This window comes from Streptomyces sp. NPDC059895 (genome assembly GCF_042731035.1).
GTDB lineage: Bacteria > Actinomycetota > Actinomycetes > Streptomycetales > Streptomycetaceae > Streptomyces.
This window is the reverse complement of record NZ_JBHWKO010000034.1, coordinates 1-15,711: the sequence shown is the minus strand read 5'-3', so window position 1 is coordinate 15,711 and position 15,711 is coordinate 1. Positions and strand designations below refer to the sequence as shown.

11 protein-coding genes are annotated in these 15,711 nt (G+C 74.1%); 5 read left to right on the top strand and 6 right to left on the bottom strand.

Annotation, left to right across the window (positions count from 1 at the left end):
• Positions 1-84: 84 nt before the first annotated feature.
• Both lhgO and ACFV9M_RS30020 read right to left on the bottom strand, forming a co-directional pair.
• Positions 85-1,344 carry an L-2-hydroxyglutarate oxidase gene (gene lhgO / locus ACFV9M_RS30025; RefSeq protein WP_385071382.1) on the bottom strand — a complete coding sequence of 420 codons (1,260 nt, stop codon included), beginning with the start codon at positions 1,342-1,344 and terminating at the stop codon, positions 85-87.
• Between the two features lie 201 nt (positions 1,345-1,545).
• Entirely contained in the window at positions 1,546-2,970 is a 1,425-nt protein-coding gene (locus ACFV9M_RS30020; protein ID WP_385071379.1) for an MFS transporter, read from the bottom strand.
• A gap of 724 nt (positions 2,971-3,694) precedes the next feature.
• Between ACFV9M_RS30020 and ACFV9M_RS30015 the strand changes: the two genes are divergently transcribed.
• Together ACFV9M_RS30015 and ACFV9M_RS30010 are read left to right on the top strand one after the other, a co-directional pair.
• A complete protein-coding gene (locus ACFV9M_RS30015; protein WP_385071377.1) occupies positions 3,695-5,872 on the top strand; it encodes an asparagine synthase-related protein in 2,178 nt (725 codons plus the stop codon).
• 41 nt (positions 5,873-5,913) lie between these two features.
• Complete coding sequence (locus ACFV9M_RS30010) at positions 5,914-6,048, top strand: hypothetical protein (RefSeq protein ID WP_385071375.1); 135 nt, start codon at positions 5,914-5,916, stop codon at positions 6,046-6,048.
• Between the two features lie 15 nt (positions 6,049-6,063).
• Here the strand turns inward: ACFV9M_RS30010 and ACFV9M_RS30005 are convergent, their stop codons facing one another.
• Both ACFV9M_RS30005 and ACFV9M_RS30000 read right to left on the bottom strand, forming a co-directional pair.
• Positions 6,064-8,061: a sigma-70 family RNA polymerase sigma factor gene (locus ACFV9M_RS30005; protein WP_385071372.1), complete on the bottom strand. Its 1,998-nt coding sequence runs from the start codon at positions 8,059-8,061 to the stop codon at positions 6,064-6,066.
• A gap of 473 nt (positions 8,062-8,534) precedes the next feature.
• Positions 8,535-9,305, bottom strand: a complete 771-nt coding sequence (locus ACFV9M_RS30000) for a TetR/AcrR family transcriptional regulator (protein ID WP_385071369.1) — start codon at positions 9,303-9,305, stop codon at positions 8,535-8,537.
• 381 nt (positions 9,306-9,686) lie between these two features.
• Here ACFV9M_RS30000 and ACFV9M_RS29995 point away from each other — a divergent pair, with 381 nt between their 5' ends.
• Together ACFV9M_RS29995 and ACFV9M_RS29990 are read left to right on the top strand one after the other, a co-directional pair.
• A complete protein-coding gene (locus ACFV9M_RS29995) occupies positions 9,687-11,192 on the top strand; it encodes an NAD(P)/FAD-dependent oxidoreductase (RefSeq protein ID WP_385071366.1) in 1,506 nt (501 codons plus the stop codon).
• Between the two features lie 304 nt (positions 11,193-11,496).
• Complete coding sequence (locus ACFV9M_RS29990; protein ID WP_385071363.1) at positions 11,497-13,149, top strand: SpoIIE family protein phosphatase; 1,653 nt, start codon at positions 11,497-11,499, stop codon at positions 13,147-13,149.
• An 82-nt stretch (positions 13,150-13,231) separates the two neighbouring features.
• On the opposite strand, the gene ACFV9M_RS29985 is transcribed toward ACFV9M_RS29990, so the two are convergent.
• Positions 13,232-14,518, bottom strand: coding sequence for an MFS transporter (locus ACFV9M_RS29985; protein ID WP_385071479.1), 1,287 nt, complete (start codon positions 14,516-14,518; stop codon positions 13,232-13,234).
• Between the two features lie 140 nt (positions 14,519-14,658).
• Here ACFV9M_RS29985 and ACFV9M_RS29980 point away from each other — a divergent pair, with 140 nt between their 5' ends.
• Positions 14,659-15,219: a MarR family winged helix-turn-helix transcriptional regulator gene (locus ACFV9M_RS29980; protein ID WP_385071362.1), complete on the top strand. Its 561-nt coding sequence runs from the start codon at positions 14,659-14,661 to the stop codon at positions 15,217-15,219.
• Between the two features lie 275 nt (positions 15,220-15,494).
• Here the strand turns inward: ACFV9M_RS29980 and ACFV9M_RS29975 are convergent.
• Positions 15,495-15,711, bottom strand: a 217-nt coding sequence (locus ACFV9M_RS29975) for a hypothetical protein (RefSeq protein ID WP_385071359.1), incomplete at its 5' end; no start/stop codon positions are given.

Genomic DNA, 15,711 nt, shown 5'->3' with positions numbered 1-15,711 from the left:
GGCCGAGCGAGCCGGGCCGTGCGGCGGAGTGGGGGCGGACGGGGGCGGGGGTGGGGGCGGGGACGAACGCCCGCGCGGCGGGGATCAGTCGCTGACCAGCGCCCCCAGGGCCCGCCGGGCCACCTCCCGGCCGATCGGCAGAGAGGCCGTCGCCGCGGGGGAGGGGGCGTTCAGGACGTGGACGGTACGGGGGCCCTCCCGGATCAGGAAGTCGTCCACCAGGCTGCCGTCCCGCAGCACCGCCTGGGCCCGCACTCCGGCCGCCGCACGCACCAGGTCCCCGTCCTCGACGGCCGGCAGCAGCCGGCGTACGGCGTCCGCGAAGGCCGCCGTGGAAAGCGACCGGCGCAGCTCGCCGGCGCCGTGACGCCAGTGCCGTCGGGCCAGGTGCCACACCCCGGGCCAGGCCGCCGTCGCCGCCGCCTCCCGCGGGCGTACGACGCCCCAGCCGTACCCCTCCCGGGCCAGCGCCGGGACCGCGTTGGGGCCGATGTGGACACTTCCGTCGATGCCGCGGGTGAGGTGGACGCCGAGGAACGGGAACGCCGGGTCGGGGACCGGGTAGACCAGGCCGCGCACCAGCTCGGGGCGCGCCAGCTCGTAGTACTCGCCGCGGAACGGCACGATCCGCATCCCGGGCTCGTCGCCGGTCAGGCGGGCGATCTCGTCGCAGTGCAGACCGGCGCAGTTGACCAGGACGCGTCCCCGGACGATGTCGCCGCGGGAGGTCAGCACGGCGACGCCGCGGCCGGGGCGGCGGTCGACTCGGACGCCCCGGGCGCCGTGGCGGATCTCCGCGCCGGACGCCTCACCCAGTTGCCGGGCGACCGCCGTGAAGTCGCAGACGCCGGTCGTGCGCACGTGGATCGCCGCGAGGCCGCGGACCTCCGGCTCGTACTCCGCGATCTGCGCGGGGCCCAGTTCCCGGACCGGTATGCCGTTCTCCCGGCCGCGCTGGACGAGGGCGTGCAGGCGGGGCAGCTCGGAGCGGTCGGTGGCGACGATCAGCTTGCCGGTGACGGCGTGCGGGATGCCGTACTCCGCGCAGAATTTGATCATCTCGGCGGCGCCGCGGACCGCGTAGCGCGCCTTGAGGGAGCCCGGGCGGTAGTAGATCCCGCTGTGGACGACGCCGCTGTTGCGTCCCGTCTGGTGCCGGGCGAGCCCCGGCTCCTTCTCCAGTACGGTCACGCGTGTACCCGGCGCGGCCCGCGTGATCGCGTGCGCCGTCGACAGGCCGACGATTCCGCCGCCGATCACCAGCACGTCACAGTCGTAGCCGACCGCCCGAGTCCCCGGCACCTGCCGCGCCACCTGCACCACCTCCCGGCTTCGATAGTGCACTGCGCCACTGACAACGCCTTGAAACCCCGGACCGTGCCCCGTCCCCCCGCGTCTCGCCTCCGCGTCGCACGGGTCCCTTGAGGTTCACGGGCTTCTCGGTTCACAGGCGGGGGTATCGGTGTCGGTCCCGACCGTTCCCGGCGCGGCGCGGCGCGGCGGGGCGGGGCGCAGTGGGGCGCGCCGCGGCCCGAAGTGAAGCGTTTACGCGGGCGCCATCAGCAGGGGCCGGGCGCGCTCGCGCAGCTCGACCACGCGGGGTTCGTCGCCGTACGGCTCCAGCCGGTGCAGGAGGTCCTTGACGTACTCGGTGGTGCGGGCCGACGAGATGCGTCCGGCCACCTCCACCGCGCGCACCCCCTGCTCGCAGGCCGCGTCGAGGTTGCCCGACTCGAGTTCGGCGACCGCCGAGACCACGAGCCGGAGCCCGTGCGAGCGCACGAACTCCTCCGTCGGCTTCGACAGCGCCTGCTCCGTGAAGCGGCGCACCTGGCGTGGTGCCTTCAGGTCGCGGTAGCACTCGGCGGCGTCGGCGGCGAAGCGGTCGTAGGAGTAGAAACCGAGCCACGAGGGGTCGTGGTCGCCCTCGCGGGCGCGCTCCAGCCAGCTCTCGGCGGCCTTCAGGGCCGCGCCGGCGGCCTGCGCGTCGCCCGCGCGCGCGTGGGCGCGGGCCTCGACCAGGCGGAAGAAGCTCATGGTGCGGGCCGTGGCCAGGCCGCGGTTGCGTTCCAGGGCGGCCTGCGCGAGGTCGACGCCCTCGTCGCCGAAGCCGCGGTAGGTGGCCTGGAGGGACATCGATGCCAGGACGTAGCCGCCGAGCGGGACGTCCGCCGCCGCGCGTGCCAGGCGCAGCGCCTGGATGTAGTACCGCTGCGCGGCCTCCTGCTGGCCGGTGTCGAAGGCCATCCACCCGGCCAGCCGGGTCAGTTCGGCGCTCGCCCCGAACAGCGCGCGGCCCACCTCGTCGGAGTACGCGCCGAGCAGCAGGGGGGCCGCCTCCACCCGCAGGCACTCCGGCACCATGGACGAACGCCAGTCGCCGCCTCCGTACTTGGAGTCCCAGCGCCTGGCGTCCTCGGCGGCCTCCCGCAGTTTCTGCACATCGCTGTGGCCGACTTTGAGCGGTGCGCCGGAGCCCTCGGCGGAGTTCACCTCGCGCGCCACCGAACTGTCGGCCGGGGTTATCAGCCACCGTGAGGCGGGCGTCGCGTACGCGCTGACCGCGAACGAACCGGCCAGCGACTGCCAGATGCCCCCCGAGCCGGCGCGGCGGCCGGCGAGGTCGAGGCGGTACAGCTCCGTCGCCGAGCGCACGGCCTGGCCGACGTCCCGGGGGAAGGCGAGGCCCACTTCGGGCGCGGGGTCCGCGTCCGCCAGGCCGATCTCGTGGAGCGGCACCGGGCGGCCGAGTTTCTGGCCGATCGCGGCCGCGATGAGGTGCGGAGCGGCACCCTGCGGCACCATGCCCTTCGACACCCAGCGCGCCACGGACGTCTTGTCGTAGCGAAGAGTCAACCCGCGTTGGGCGCCGAGGTCGTTGACGCGTCGCGCGAGTCCGGCGTTGCTGATTCCCGCGAGGGCGAGAACGGCGCCGAGCTTTTCGTTCGGCCCGCGTTGCTCCCTGGACATTGCGCCACCCCTCGACACAGACGGCTGCCGCGCTGGCATAACCACGCGGCATTCGTAAACCCAGCGTAGTTCGCCGCATCCCAAGCGTTAAGGGGCATTCTTCCGGATGGCGGGATTGTGGCACGAACGGAAGTACGGGCCCCGGTACGCACCGTTGCGGCGTGCTCCCGCTGTGTGGCCGTGCGCCCGTCCGTGCGCTCTTCTCCGGCCACGGGGGGAGCGGTTCCATGGATCGTGCGTGGGTCGGCCCGCTGTACTGGATCCAGTGGGCTGGGGGACACCGCCGCCACCATCCCCGCGGGCGGCGGAACGGTCCGGGAGGCGAGCTCCGTCTCCCGGGCCGGCGCGCCGTCCGAGGCGCGCGGCTGTGTACGGAGCGTGTGCGGGTCCGGCCCGACGGCGGCCCCCCGTTCGGTAATTGGCCGAAAATCGACCCTGTGTTCTGTGGGTGAATTCGCTTCCCGCCATGGAAATCGAGGGCGCGCGGGGGGTTTTGGGGGAGCGTTTCGGGGGCGCATTCGCGTCGCACATGCGAGGGCATGCGCGGCCACCAGCGCCCCGCGCGCGCGAGTCCCGATGGTCTCGCAGGTCGGCGCGGGGGCGTTCGCGGGGGCGCACTTCGAGGATCTCAAGCGGCGTCACCTCCTTCTGCGGCGCGTTCTTCGTGGCAGCATGTGAACCGTTCGTGCGGTGCACTGGTTGTCCACAGCCTGTGGAGGCGTCGATGCGGTGGTTGGTGGGATGGAGCAGCACCGCCGCGGGAGGCACCGGCCCCGGCACCGTCGGAGCGGCGGGCTACGGCGGCCCCGGCGGGTACGCCGGCCGCGGTGAGGACGCCGGGCGCATCGGGTACGCCGGCCGCGGTGAGGACGCCGGGCGCATCGGGTACGACGGCGAGACGCTGCACCCCGTGGGCTCCCAACTGCTGTGGGGCGACCCCGATCCGCTGTGGGCGGTCGGCGACTGGCGGCCCGACGAGGTGCGCGTGGTGCGGGCGGACGCCCAGACCCGGATCGCCGTGCTCGGCATCTGCGGGGCGACGGACGAGCAGCTGCGCGTCGGACTGTTCGCCGCGCGCGGAGGGGCACTGCGCCATCTGACGGCCTGGCCGGGCAGCTACACCGCGATCGTCCAGGTCGGGCGGCGCATCACCGTCTGCGGCGATCTCGCGGGCGCCCGCCCGGTGTTCCACACGCCCTGGGCGGGCGGCACGGCGTACGCGACGGCCGCGCTGCCGCTGGCCGACCTCGTCGAGGCCAACCTCGACTTCGGTCACCTGGCGGCCCTCCTCGCCGCCCCGGACGTACCGGCCGCCGTGCACGACTCCACGCCGTACGACGGCGTGCGGCGCGTTCCGCCGGGGCACGCGCTGATCCTGCGCGCCGGGGCGCGCGAGATCGCCGGGTACGAGCCGGTCGCCTCCCTCGCCGTGGCGGCGCCCCCGGCCGACCCGGACAGCGCGGTCGACGCCGTGCGTGACGCCCTCGTCGAGGCGGTACGCGCGCGTCTGTCCGCACCGCGGCACGTCCCCGACATCGACCCCGGGCCCGTCCCGGGCATGGGCCCCGCCGAGCGACGGGCCGCGCGCGGGATGCCGGTCCCGGGCATCGGCGCCGACCTGTCCGGCGGGCCCGCCTCGGGGACGCTCGCGCTGCTCGCGGCCGGCCTGCCCGGTAGACCCGGCACGCTCCTCGGGCACGGCACCGGCGCCGGCGAGCGCCTGCTGGCCGTCACCTTCAACGACCTGGCCGTCGGCGGCCACGAGGCCGAGGTCGAGCGGGCCGGCACCCTCGCGGCCAACCCGCGCCTGCACCACGTCGTCGTGGCCGGCGGCGAGGACACCCTGCCGTACGCCGACCTGGACGGCCCCCTGACCGACGAACCCGGCCCGAGCCTGGTGACGGCCGCCCGCCACCGCGCGCGCCTCGCCGCGGGCAGCGCGGACCACTTCACCGGTCACGGCGCCCGCCAGGTCCTGGACGCCCACCCCGCCCGCCTCGCCGACCTGCTGATGGACCGCAAGAGACGCCACCTCGTCCGGCCCGTCGCCGCCCTGACGAAGGCGGAGGGGTCCGTGTTCGTCCCCGCGCGCGTGTACGGCGCCGCCCGCCGGCTGGCCCGTACCCCGTACGGGGCGGGCGTGGAGGGCCTCGCCGAACGGCTCCTGCACCGCCGCTTCGACGATCCCGCGGGCGCCGCGGGTGCCGTGGGGGCCTCCCTGGCCGCCCTCGCCTGGGGCGGCCCCGGTCCGGCCGCGCGCTGGCTGACCGGAGAGGCGCTGGCTGAAGTATCGGTTCGCCTCCAGTCCATGGCGCACCGCGCCGGTGTGGGCCCCGGCCAGCGTCCCGGCGACTACCGCGCGCGTGCCGCCCTCGCCCGCCATGCGGCCGATCTGCGCGTCCTGGAGCAGGCCGCCGAGATCCGCTCCCAGCGCCTGCACGCCCCATTCCTCGACAACCAGGTCGTGCGCGCCTGCCGTGCGCTCCCCGAGACCCTGCGCGTGCAACCGGGGGCGCGTGCCGCGATCCTGCGCACCGTGCTGAAGGGCTCCGGGGTGGCCGACCTCCCGCCGGGCTGGGGCGCCCCCTCCCTCGGCTCCACCACCGCCGCGGCCCGTGCGGGCCTGCGCACGGCCACGGACCCCCTCCTGGCCCTCTTCGACGCCCCTCTCCTCGCGGAGGCGGGTCTGATCGAGGCCCGGGTGGTCCGCAAGGCCCTGCGGGGCGCGGCGGCGGGCGAGCCCCTCCCGCTCGACGGCCTGGCCGACCTCGTCTCCCTGGAACTGTGGCTGCGCCGCCTGCTGTCCCGCCGCGGCACCTGCTGGACGGGCACCCCGGCACGCGCGCGTGCGGTACCCGCGGGGATCGCTCCCCAGAGGCGGGCGGTCTCCTCCGGAGGCTGAACGAGCCGAAGCCGGAGCCGGAGCCGGAGATGGAGCCGGAGATGGAGCCGGAGCCGGAGCTGGAGCCGGAGCCGGAGCTGGAGCCGGAGCCGGAGCCGGAGCCGGAACCGGAGATGGAGCCGGACGGTGGAAGCGGAGTGGCCGCCCCGGAAGCCGTAGCCTCCCGACAGGCCTAGGAGCACCCGACAGGCCTACGAGCAGGTGAACCCGGACTCCGCCCAGTCCGCGAGCGCGAGCGTGTCGACGGGGTCGTACGGCTCGACCACCAGCCGGACCGTCCGGCGCCCGGTGAGGTCCACATGGACGGCCACGGCCGGGTCACCACCCCCGATCACGGGGGACGTCCAGAGTCGGTCCCCGTCGGCGTGGACGGAGAAGGTGACCCTGCCGAGCTTCCCCGTGAGGTCGTCGACGCCGACCACGGCGTCGTACGCGGTGCAGGCGCGGTTGAGGTCGACGGTGACGGAGGAGTCGCCGTGGACGGTCACCCCGCGCGCGTACCGCCGGTCGGCGATGGACAGCTCGGAGCGCTGCCAGAACCAACTGCTGCCGCCCAGGCGGATCTCCGGCCCGGTGCCGTCGCCGGTGACGTCGAAGGACAGCTCGTCGAGCCGGTAGACGGCCGGCGCCGGCGAGGGCGCCGACGACGGTGTGGCGGTGGGCGCCGGGTCGGGAGCGGCTGTGGGCGTCGGGGTGGGCGAGGGAGTCGGCGTGGGGGAGGTCGTCGCCTTCCCGTCGGGCTGGGACGTGGACGTCGGCGTGGCGGCCGCGGCCGGGACGATCACCGTGGGGAGCGGCGCGGTTTCCTCCGGCGTGCGGGTGGGGCGGGACGTCGGCGCCGGCGTGGGCTGCTCCGGCAGGACGGCCGGGACGGAGGCGGGGGGATGGGCCACGGTCTGCCGCGCGGGGCTGTCGTCGCCGACGAGGGCGAGGGCCACCGCCGCGGCCGCCACCGCGACCACGCCGGCCGCGACACCGGTCTTCACGGGCGCGCCCAGCCCCTCCGAGGCCGCCGTACCGCCCCCGGCGCCCGTGGAGCCGCCGCTCGCCCCCGCTGCGCCCCCGGCGCCCGACGCGCCCGAGGAGCCGCCGCTCGACGCCGCGGCGCCGCCCGCGACCCCCGCCGCTCCGGCCCCGGCACCGCCGGCGATGAGCGCGGCCGCCTTGGCGTACCCGGCGGCCCCGAACCAGCCGATGACCGCGACCGGCACGACGGCCGGGATGCCTCCGGCCACCTCCTCGATCTGGAGGGCGGCCAGCCGGCACCTGGCGCACTCCTCCAGGTGCTTGCGCAGCCCCCGTTCGGCGCGGGTGCGCAGCCGGCGGCGGGCGTACGTGCCGAGCTGGTCGGCCCAACGGGCGCACTCCTCGTCGCCGGTGAGGGTGGCGCTGACGTGGGCCTGGAGGTAGGCCTGCTTGAGGCCCTCACGGGCCCGGCTGGCCAGCACGCGGGTGCCGTTGGCGTCGAGCCCGAAGAGCGGGGCGACCTCGCTCGGCGACTCGTCCTCGACCTCGGTGTGCCACAGCACGGCCTGCCAGCGCTCGGGCAGCGAGCGGAAGGCCCGCATGGCCATGGACTGCTCGGCCGCGTGCATCGCGCGCACCTCCGCGCCGAGGTCGAGGACGTCACTGTCGGAGACCTCGGAGGACCGGCCGGACTGCGCGGCGAACACCGCGAAGTCGTCCACGAGCTGTTCCCGCTTCGCCGACCGCGTCCAGTCGGCGGCGACCCGGCGGACGGAGGTCAGCAGGTAGGCGCGGACGGCGTGCGCGGGGCCGGAGCCGCGGCGTACGGCCTGGAGCATGCGGGCGAAGACCTCGGCGGTGAGGTCGTCGGCGGTGTGGGCGTCCCGGCAGCAGGTGCGCGCGTACCGGCGCACGGCGTCGGCATGGCGCCGGTACAGCTCCTCGTACGCCGTGTCGTCGCCCGAGCGCATCCGCCCGACCAGATCGGCGTCGGCCGGCGGCACGTCCCGCGGCGGCGGCAGGACGCTGTCGTCCGCCCGCCACTCGCGCTGCGCCGGAACACCGACGCCGACGCCGTCCGGCGGCACGGCCGCGGTGTCGCGGCCACGGGGGACACCGGGGCGTCCGCCCTGACTGGGCACCTGCGGTGCGACCCGGCCACGGGCCACCGGGCCACCGTCGCCCAGTGACTCGTCCCGCCCGCCCCGCCCCTCAACGTTCATCGCGGAAAGCCCCCGCCGCCTGCCCAACCGGTCCCGAACACCGGGTCAGAGTGCCATATCGGTTCTCGTCCAGGATCCCCGCGGACCGGGCCGCCCACCCGTCCGTGAGGGCTCGTCGCACTCCAGTGCCGGAACTCACCCGAACGGAGAAGGTTCGGCTGCCGCGCACGGCAGAGGCGCCGCGCCGCCTGCCGCGCACGCCGGTCGCGCCCGTGCCGGATGGCCGGGGGAGGAGCGCCGGAACGCCCCATCCCCCCGTCACCCTTTCGAGTCACCCCACGGCTGCCGCCACCGCTGACGAAGTCCGGCTCCGCTGTCGCTGACAGGACCGGCCCGCCACCGCTGACGAAGTCCGGCTCCGCTGTCGCGCTGACAGGACCGGCCCGCTGTCGCTGACGAAGTCCGGCTCCGCTGTCGCTGACAGGACCAGCCCGCCGTCGCCGGCGGAGCCAACAGACCTGGCGGACCCCCCGCTACACGGCGGGCCGCGACCGCAGCCCCTCCAGCAGGATGTCCAGCAGCCGCGCCGAAGCGGCCGCCTGCTGGGCCGCGTCCGGCAGTGAGGGCGCCGCCGTGGCGATCACCAGCAGGACGTCCGACACCGACACGTCGGGCCGCAGTTCGCCCGCCGCGCGCGCCCGCTCCACGAGCTGGCCCACGACCTCCAGCAGCGTGGCCGCCCCGGCGTCGTCCACAGGTGCCGGACCGCCCTCCTCGGCCACCAGCCGCAGCTCACCGCCGACCGGCTGGGACCGCTGCTGCGGCACCCGCACCGCGTCGGCCGGGGAGCCCTCGGCGCCGTCCTCGTCGGAGACGCCGACCCTGAGCACCTGCGGCGGCAGCAGCCGCCCGGCACCCGAGGCCACCGACGTCCGCAGGAACCGCGAGAGCGCCGACCACGGCTCGTCCTCCTGGCCGAGCGCCGCCCGTGCCTGGTCGGTCAGCCGGGAGGTCTCCTCCTCGGCTATCCGCCGTACGAGCACGTCCTTGCTCGGGAACCGCCGGTACACGGTCCCCACGCCCACCCGGGCGCGCCGCGCCACGTCCTCCATCGGCGCGCCGTACCCCAGCTCGCCGAAGACCTCGCGCGCCGCTCGCAGCACGTGCTCCAGATTGCGCTGTGCGTCCACGCGCAACGGCGTGGTCCGCGGGCCGTCCCCGCGTCCCGTACCCGCCGCCGCGCTCACCGCGCCGCCCGGTGCAAGGGCGGACGCGGACGACCAATGCCTGTCCTGAATGTGCATGAATGATCCCCCGGTAATGACGTCTCCCCCCGGAGACTCTCCCCGCCATCGAAAAGCCGGGGCGATGGAACCGGGGGACCACGACCACCCGGACCCGCCCGTCGCGGACCCGAGGAGCGCCTCCCCCTACACCCCGTCGACACACGAACATAGTTGAGCGGGACTCAATTCAGAAGGGGCAGGTTCCGCACGGAGCGCCCCCCGATCGGAGTACGCGGCGTATACGTCCCGATTGCGCCTCTCCCCGCACCCCGGCGCACACCGGTTGACCTGCGCCGCTGCACTCCACATCGGTGTTTCGGCCAACCCGGTGCCCGCCCCGCGTCCGGACACCCGCCGTGCCGGGGCTGTGGACAACTCCGACGCCGGGTGCGTCATGGGATGGTGAAGGAACGTGCGCGCATTCTCGTTGTCGGCGGCGGCTACGTCGGGATGTACACGGCCCTGCGGCTCCAGCGGAAGCTCAGAGGGGACATCGGCCGGGGCGAGGCCGAGATCACCGTCGTCACTCCCGACCCGTACATGACGTACCAGCCGTTCCTGCCCGAGGCCGCCGCCGGCGCCATCTCCCCCCGCCACGTCGTCGTCCCGCTGCGCCGCGTCCTGCCGCACTGCCGGGTCGTCGTCGGCGAGGTCACCGCCGTGGACCACGCCAAACGCACCGCCACCCTCACCACCCTCGCCACCGAGGAGGAGGGCACCGGGCCCCGCCAGATGGCGTACGACGAACTCGTCCTCGCGCCCGGTTCCGTCTCCCGCACGCTCCCCGTCCCGGGCCTCGCCGAACACGGCATCGGCTTCAAGACCGTCGAGGAGGCCATCGGCCTGCGCAACCACGTCATCGAACAGATGGACATCGCCTCCTCCACCCGCGACCCCGCGATCCGCGACGCGGCCCTCACCTTCGTCTTCGTCGGCGGCGGCTACGCGGGCGTGGAGGCGCTCGGCGAGCTGGAGGACATGGCCCGCTACGCCACGCGCTACTACCACAACGTCAAGCCCGAGGACATGAAATGGGTCCTCGTCGAGGCCTCCGACCGGATCCTGCCGGAGGTCGGCGAGGAGATGGGCCGCTACACCGTCAGCGAACTGCGCCGCCGCAACATCGACGTCCGCCTCCACACCCGCCTGGAGTCCTGCGCGGACCGCACGGCCGTCCTCAGCGACGGCGCCCGCTTCCCGACCCGTACGGTCGTGTGGACCGCCGGCGTCAAGCCCCATCCGCTGCTCGCCGCCACCGACCTCCCCCTCACCGAGCGGGGCCGGCTGAAATGCACACCCGAGCTGACCGTCGAGGGCGTCACGCACGCGTGGGCCGCCGGAGACGCCGCCGCCGTCCCCGACGTCACCGCCGCCGAGCCCGGTACGTACACCGCCCCCAACGCCCAGCACGCCCTGCGCCAGGCCAGGGTCCTGGCCGACAACATCGTCCGCTCCCTGCACGGCGAGCCCCTGCGGCCGTACGCCCACAAGTACGCCGGCTCGGTCGCCTCCCTGGGACTGCACGAGGGCGTCGCGCACGTCTACGGACGCAAGGTGAAGGGCTACCCCGCCTGGTTCATGCACCGCGCCTACCACCTCAGCCGCGTGCCCACCTTCAACCGCAAGGCGCGCGTGCTCGCCGAATGGACGCTGTCGGGGCTCTTCAAACGGGAGATCGTCTCGCTCGGTTCACTCGAACACCCGCGTGCGGAGTTCGAACTGGCCGCAGGGGGAAAGCCTTCTGCCGACCGCAAGGGCGACCGGCGGGACGACGGCCGGAACGACGGCCGGGACGACCGGCACGACGACGGCCGGAACGACCGGCATGACGACAGCCCGGACGATCGGCGGGACGACCGGCGGGACGACCCGAAGGGCGGCTCGAACAACAACCCGAACGGGTAGTTCTGGCCGGATCCAGGAACTCCACCGCCCGCCCCGGCGTCTGACGAATGTCGTCCCGGACGGCAGCCCTGCCCCAGACTGCTGACCCATCCCTCCCCGACCTCCCTGAGCCCCTCCCCGACCTCCCCTAGCCCTTTCCCGAGTCCACGGCGGGCCACCGCCCGCCCCGCCCCACGACGAGGCTGTTTCCCACGTGCTGCATATCCCGGGTGTGCTGCAACAATGTGCGGCCACCGCCGCGCGGCCCCCGGAGCCCAGGCCGGGCCCGGAGCCGGCCGACGACGACTACACGAGGCAAGGAATCGTGAACTTCACGCGCTGGAGCGCCCGGCTCCCCGGAACACAGCGCCGCGCCGCCGCGCGGGCCGAGCACACGGTCACCACCACCGACCGACGCAGCGAGGGCTCCGTGCCCGCGGCCCGCGCCGAACGGCTCACCGACGAGCCGCCCCCGGTCCCCGCCGTCGACGAACTCCCGGTCCGCGAGGTACTCGACCGCGTCCCGGCCCTCGTCGCCCTCGTCCACGGCCCCGACCACCGCCTCGCCTACGTCAACGACGCCTACACGGCGGCCTTCGGCGTCCGGCCGTCCGGTGAACCGGCCGCCGAGGCCCTCCCCGAGCTGCGCGAGCTCGGCCTGATGCCGCTCCTCGACCAGGCCCTGCGCAGCGGCCGGCCGCGCACCCTGAAGTCCCGCAAGGCACCCGACGGCCGCTCCTACACCTTCACCTGCACCCCGGCCGCCGAGGACAACGGCGAGGGCGCCGTCCTCATTTTCGCCACCGACGTCACCGACCACGCCGAGGCCGCCGAACGCCTCAGAGCCAGCGAACGCCGCCAGCGCGAGACCGCCGTCACCCTCCAGCGCTCCCTCCTGCCCCAGGAGCTCGAACAACCGGACGACCTGCGCATCGCCGCCACCTACCAGCCCGGCGGCACCGAAGCCGCCGTCGGCGGCGACTGGTACGACGTCATCACCCTCGGCGGCGGCCGCACCGCCCTCGTCATCGGCGACGTCATGGGCCGCGGCGTCCGCGCGGCGGCCGTCATGGGCCAGCTGCGCACCGCCGTCCGCGCCTACGCCCGCCTCGACCTGCCCCCGCACGAGGTCCTCCAGCTCCTCGACGGCCTCGCCGCCGAGATCGACGCCAACCAGATCGCCACCTGCGTGTACGCCGTCCACGACCCGAACGAGGGACGTCTGGTGTACGCCTCCGCCGGTCACCTGCCCATCCTCGTCCGCGACGAGACCGGCACCGTCCGGCGCGCCGACGAACCCACCGGCCCCCCGCTCGGCACCGGCGGCTGGATGCACGCCTCCGGCACGGTCCCCCTCACCCCCGGCTCCACGGCCGTCCTCTACACGGACGGCCTGGTGGAACGCAGGAACGAGGACCTCGACGAGGGCATCGCCTCCCTGGAACGCGCCCTGGCCGGCGCGACCGGCACCCCCCAGGTGATCTGCGACCGCCTGGTCCGCTCGGCCGGTGTCACCGCCGACCACGACGACGACGTCGCCGTCCTGGTCCTCCAGCACCCCCACCGCACCGGCGCCGACGGCGAGCTGTTCCGCAACGCCGCCCTGGATCTGCTCGGCGGCGTGGAGGCGGCCCCCCGCGCGCGTGCCTTCGCGTCCGGCGTCCTCACCAGCTGGCGCTTCCCCACCGAGCTGCACGATCTCGGCGTCCTCGCCACCAGCGAGCTCGTCGCCAACTCGCTCCAGCACGGCACTCCGCCCATGCGCCTGCGTCTGCGCCGCACCGACCGCCGCCTGATCATCGAGGTCACGGACGGCGACGACCACCTGCCGCGCCGCCGCCGCGCCGAACCGGGTGACGAGTCCGGCCGCGGCATCGCGATCGTGGCCACCATCGCCTCCGGCTGGGGCAGCAGACGCACCCCGGGCGGCGGCAAGGCGGTGTGGTGCGAGTTCGCCCTGCCCCGCACGGCGGACTGACGCCGCCACGGCCCGGGGCAGACAGCACGGAGGCGGCCGTCGTCCACGACGACGGCCGCCTCCGCACGGCCTCACGACGGCTTCACGCCTCGGCGCCGACCGGCTCCACGGCCGCCCCGCCCCGGGCCACCACCCGGTTCCGCACCAGCCACGGCTGATCCTGCTCGGCGGTGAGCCGCCGCCCCAGCCGCACGGCGAGCACGCTGATCCCCAGCGAGAACACCAGGAACGTCACCACGTACGGCCCGTGCAGCGAGGCACCCATCGGCCCGCCCACGGCCGGCCCGATCGCCAGCGCCAACTGCTTGACCAGCGCGAACGCCGAGTTGTACTGACCCGCCAGCCCGGCCGGCGCCAGATCGGCGACCAGCGGCGCGACCGTCGGGGACAGCAGCGCCTCCCCCAGCCCGAACAGCGCGTACGTCGACACGAAGGCAGCCGTCGCCATCTCCCGGCTGCCGTGCCCCAGCCCCGCGTACCCGGCCACGGCCCACGCCACCGCCCAGATCAGACCCACCGCGGCGATCACCCGCGACCGCTTCTGCCGCTCGACGAACTTCAGGACGGCGAACTGCGCGACGACGATCATCGCCGTGTTCGCGGCGAGCGCGGTCCCGAGCGCGGACGTGGAGATCCCCGCGGCCTCGACCCCGTACGCACTCAGCCCCGACTCGAACTGCCCGTAGCAGGCGAAGAACAGCACGAAGCCCAGCACGCACAGCCGCACCATCGCCCGGTTCCCGAGCAGCTGCCTCCAGCTTCCCTTCGCGGATCCGCGCGGAGCGTCCCCGACCCGCGGCGCGTGCGGCATCCGCACGGTCGCCACCACCGCGACCAGCAGCAGGAACATCGCCGCCTCGATCGCGAACAGCAGCGTGAACGACGACACGCGCGTGGTGTCGACGAGGTGCCCGCCGATCAGCCCACCGACACCGAGCCCCAGGTTCTGCAGGAAGAACTGCGTCGCGAACGCCCGCGACCGCGTCTCCGCGGTCGAGCAGTCCACGATCATCGTCGCGAGCGCCGGCTGCATCACGGCCTGCCCGGCCCCGAGCGCGGCCGCTGCGGCCAGTACGGCGGTGGCGCTGCCGGCCAGCCCCAGGCTCAGCGCACCCACCGCGGCGGTGACCAGGGCGGCGGTCAGGACCGGCAGCGGGCCGCGCCGCACGATCGCCCGACCGGCGAACGGCAGCACGATCAGCGCGGCCACGGCGAAGACGGCGAGGACGAGCCCCGCCGTCACGGCGCCCAGCCCCCGCACCTGCGCCACATAGACATACAGATAGGGGACGGTGAAACCGAGTCCGAACGCGCTGAGTGCGTTGCCCACGTGGATCCGGCGCATCGCCGCGCCCATCGCCCTGGTCACGTTCACCTCTCTCAGATGGTGGCTCACTGGTTCGCGAAGCACAGTGCTTGGAACCGAAGACTTCGAAGATAAATTTCGAAGCTAAACAGTACACCTCGAAGAACTTCAACGTGAACGGCCCGCGTGCGATACTGAGGTCCATGGGCGACACCTCCGGCAGCACCGGCATCGGCGGCGAGCCGACCCTCGAAGAGCAGATCGCCGCCTACCAGCGCGAGTTCCAGGACCTCGACCCCCAGGTCGAGAAGATCGTCTCGGCACTGTCCCGCCTGAACCGCCGTATGAACGTCGCCTACGGCCGTCAGACCGCCGCCCTCGGCATCAGCAACGCCGAGTGGGAGGTGCTCAAGGCACTCGTCCTCTCCGGCGCCCCTTACCGCCTGGGCCCCAGCGACCTCGCCAAGCGTCTCGGTCTCACGCCGGCCGCCATGACCCACCGGATCGACCGCATGGTCGCCGAGGGACTGGTGACCCGGGAGCGGGACGAATCCAACCGGGTCCGGGTCATCGTGGAGCTGACCCCCGAGGGCCGTGAGAAGTGGCTGGAGGCGATGCGCCTGGCGACCGTCTTCGAGGAGGACCTGCTCCAGGACCTCTCCGCGGAGGACCGCACGGCCCTCGGAGACGTCCTGACCAGGCTGCTGCGCCGGGTGGAGCACGCCCAGCCGGACGCCGGCGGACGACTCACCGACCTCGATTAAAAGATCTTGACAGGGGGCGCTTGACACCCCCCTCCCCGATCCGTAAAGTTCTTCGGGTTGCCGCGGAGCCGTAACGGTTCTTCGACAGCACCTCCGCCGCTGAAGCGGCACCTCACACCACAGCAAGATCTCCCAACGGGACTGAATTCGGCATGCCCGAATGCAATTCGAATTGGGGCCGGCGGCTCGATTAGCGCTCGCCGGGGCGGATCCGCTAAGGTTTGAGACGTCGGAACGGCCCAACAGCCGGGAAGACACCCCCCTCTGACTGGGAATCAGACGCCGAAAGGATCTGATAGAGTCGGAACCGCCGGAAAGGAAACCGCGAAAGCGGAAACCTGGAAAGCACCGAGGAAATCGGATCGAGAAAAGATCTGATAGAGTCGGAAACGCAAGACCGAAGGGAAGCGCCCGGAGGAAAGCCGCGAGAGAGTCTCTCGGGTGAGTACAAAGGAAGCGTCCGTTCCTTGAGAACTCAACAGCGTGCCAAAA

Excerpts from the sequence above, each read along its gene's own strand:
- ACFV9M_RS29995 (WP_385071366.1), top strand. The coding sequence starts at position 9,687 with ATGGTGAAGGAACGTGCGCGCATTCTCGTTGTCGGCGGCGGCTACGTC.
- ACFV9M_RS30000 (WP_385071369.1), bottom strand. The coding sequence starts at position 9,305 with ATGCACATTCAGGACAGGCATTGGTCGTCCGCGTCCGCCCTTGCACCG.
- ACFV9M_RS30005 (WP_385071372.1), bottom strand. The coding sequence starts at position 8,061 with ATGAACGTTGAGGGGCGGGGCGGGCGGGACGAGTCACTGGGCGACGGT.
- ACFV9M_RS30020 (WP_385071379.1), bottom strand. The coding sequence starts at position 2,970 with ATGTCCAGGGAGCAACGCGGGCCGAACGAAAAGCTCGGCGCCGTTCTC.
- ACFV9M_RS30010 (WP_385071375.1), top strand. The coding sequence starts at position 5,914 with ATGGAGCCGGAGCCGGAGCTGGAGCCGGAGCCGGAGCTGGAGCCGGAG.
- ACFV9M_RS30015 (WP_385071377.1), top strand. The coding sequence starts at position 3,695 with ATGCGGTGGTTGGTGGGATGGAGCAGCACCGCCGCGGGAGGCACCGGC.
- ACFV9M_RS29980 (WP_385071362.1), top strand. The coding sequence starts at position 14,659 with ATGGGCGACACCTCCGGCAGCACCGGCATCGGCGGCGAGCCGACCCTC.